This window comes from Streptomyces sp. NPDC051183, assembly GCF_040682455.1.
Lineage (GTDB): Bacteria > Actinomycetota > Actinomycetes > Streptomycetales > Streptomycetaceae > Streptomyces.
In genome coordinates, this window is record NZ_JBFBBA010000114.1 from 1 (window position 1) to 2,127 (window position 2,127).

The window sequence follows — 2,127 nt, forward strand, 5'->3', positions numbered from 1 at the left end:
ACGACAGCCCTCCGCCCCTACGAGCGGCCACTGACCATCCTCGGACTCAACTGACCTGCACCAACGCACGATCAACGAACTTTGCAATCGCCCTGCTACCGTGAGGCTTCGGGATTTCCACCGCGCGCACCGGAGGCGGGAAGTACGAGCCCGACGACATACGATTCCAGACCTTGTACAGGTTTCCCTGGAGGTCCTTCTCGAAATCGGCGGTGCTCTGCCCGTCCACTCCCGGCGCACCCTTGTTGGACCTAACTTCCTCCCACGCCTCCACAACCTCCCGCTTCGAGATATCAAACGGCTTGATCCGAGACTTCAACTGGCTCACCCCACTCCTCCCGGAGAACATCCGGTTGATGTGATCAACACAGTCACGAGCGGCCCGGTCCCTTCGCTCCGCCCCCGTTACAGGGGCCTCATCACTACTACGGACCGGTCCGCCAGCAGGACCCGCATCGGTACTCAACCCCTCACAGTTGCATCTGCTTGGGGCACTCCCTCTCCCCCTCCCATTCCGGCGGGGAGTATCGGGACCTGCCTTCTCCTGTTCCATACGAGAGCAGCAGACCGGACTCACGTCGCCTCCATGCCGGACACCGCCTGGCCAGTAAACGGGCACCCTCCAGGCTCATCCCGGGGACTTGCGTACTCCCCGGTTTCGATGTCGTCTGTTGCCATTTCGACACGTCAGCAGCGATTCACTTGCGTTCGTCTTTCCGATCCCCACCTGACGCCTCTTACGACGCCTTTTCCTTATCGCTCACCACGACGGTCTTCAGCCAACGCAGCATAAGGTGGTTTGAAGCCTCCCCCCGCAGGGCGGCTCCGAAGGGCCAAACCTTCATCTCTCGCACAGCACCGCTATTTGAAGTTCGCTACCACCAACTCCTTTTCGCGTTCAGGACACACGCGCAAGCGGCACGTCGTGGTCGACACCCTCGGCCTGCTGCTCGGCGTGATGGTCACCAGCGCGGATGTCGGTGACCGCACCGCCGCCCGGGTTCTGCTGGCGCGGGTGGCCGCCGCGCACCACCGCCTGGCCCTGGTCTGGGCTGATGGCGGCTACACCGGCAGCCTTGTCGAGCACTGCCTGGCCGCGCTCGCGCTGGTGCTGGCGATCGTCAAGCGCAGCGACGACATGCGCGGCTTCGTGGTGCTGCCGAAACGGTGGATCGTCGAGCGTCTGTTCGCTCACCTCATGCGCAGCCGCCGTCTGGCCCGCGACTACGAGCGCCGCACCGCCAGTGCCGAGGCGATGATCCTGTGGTCGATGACCATGGTCATGAGCCGCCGCCTGGCCCGGCCACACCCGGCGCGGGCGTGAACCGGCCCGGCGCCGGCTCGGCCAGCCAGCCCCGCGCCACCAGGCGTTTCGCCTTCGACCGCAGCGCCTCCACCCGCGCCGGCACCACGTCCATACCGAAGGCGGCGGCCATCTCCTGGCACGTCACCGGCCCCTGCCCGAGCCGGGCCCGGTCCGCCCCCAACTGCAGGATGCGCTGGTAGTCCACCGACAGCACCGACCAGGCCAGCCCCTCGCGCCACACGGGCACCTGCGACTTCGGCTTCGCCACCGCCGTCGGCTGCGGGTCCTTTCCTGGCTGCCCTTCGGCGGCCGGCGCACTCTCGTCGGCCCGGGCAGGGTCCTGCCCGGTCTCCTCCGCCGGGGCCAGCACCTCGCCGACCTTCGAGCGGGCAATCGCCCACTCCTGCCATTCCCGCTCAGCCAGGGCCAGTTCGGCCTGGATGCGGTCGGCTTCCTCCCGCAGCGCGTCCACCCGACGGCGAGCACCCAGCTCGCGCTGTTCCAGCAGTCCGACCACCGACGACATCCACGACCCCCATAGCATCGACGACACGACAAGCCGTCACTCCCACCAGAACGCCGACCCTATGCCCCACCAGCGAAAACGCAGCCCTCACGTCCGGAACGACAACAGCTTCTAACACCTGGCCGCCACCCTCTGCGGCAGCGCAGTACCCCCGCACCTGCGGGGACGGACCTCGCTACGAGCCGAGCAGGTCGGGGCATCCCTCTCTGACAGTCTCGGCTGAGACACCCGGTTTGCCGGGTTAGTCTGGATGGGCGAGACAGGAGATCCCTTCAGCATGGCCAGCACCACCCCG

General features: G+C 66.8%; 3 protein-coding genes. 1 reads left to right on the top strand and 2 read right to left on the bottom strand.

Annotation, left to right across the window (positions count from 1 at the left end):
* Nucleotides 1–46 precede the first annotated feature (46 nt).
* Nucleotides 47–328, bottom strand: a complete 282-nt coding sequence (locus AB0M99_RS37670) for a hypothetical protein (RefSeq protein ID WP_365928768.1) — start codon at nt 326–328, stop codon at nt 47–49.
* Nucleotides 329–865: 537 nt separating this feature from the next.
* On the opposite strand from AB0M99_RS37670, the gene AB0M99_RS37675 reads away from it, so the two are divergent.
* Nucleotides 866–1,324, top strand: coding sequence for a transposase (locus AB0M99_RS37675; protein WP_365928770.1), 459 nt, complete (start codon nt 866–868; stop codon nt 1,322–1,324).
* On the opposite strand, the gene AB0M99_RS37680 is transcribed toward AB0M99_RS37675, so the two are convergent.
* Nucleotides 1,281–1,832: a hypothetical protein gene (locus AB0M99_RS37680; RefSeq protein ID WP_365928772.1), complete on the bottom strand. Its 552-nt coding sequence runs from the start codon at nt 1,830–1,832 to the stop codon at nt 1,281–1,283. The genes AB0M99_RS37675 and AB0M99_RS37680 overlap by 44 nt on opposite strands.
* Between the last annotated feature and the right edge of the window lie 295 nt (nt 1,833–2,127).

Coding starts and splice junctions, on each gene's coding strand:
- AB0M99_RS37680 (WP_365928772.1), bottom strand. CDS start 1,832: ATGTCGTCGGTGGTCGGACTGCTGGAACAGCGCGAGCTGGGTGCTCGC.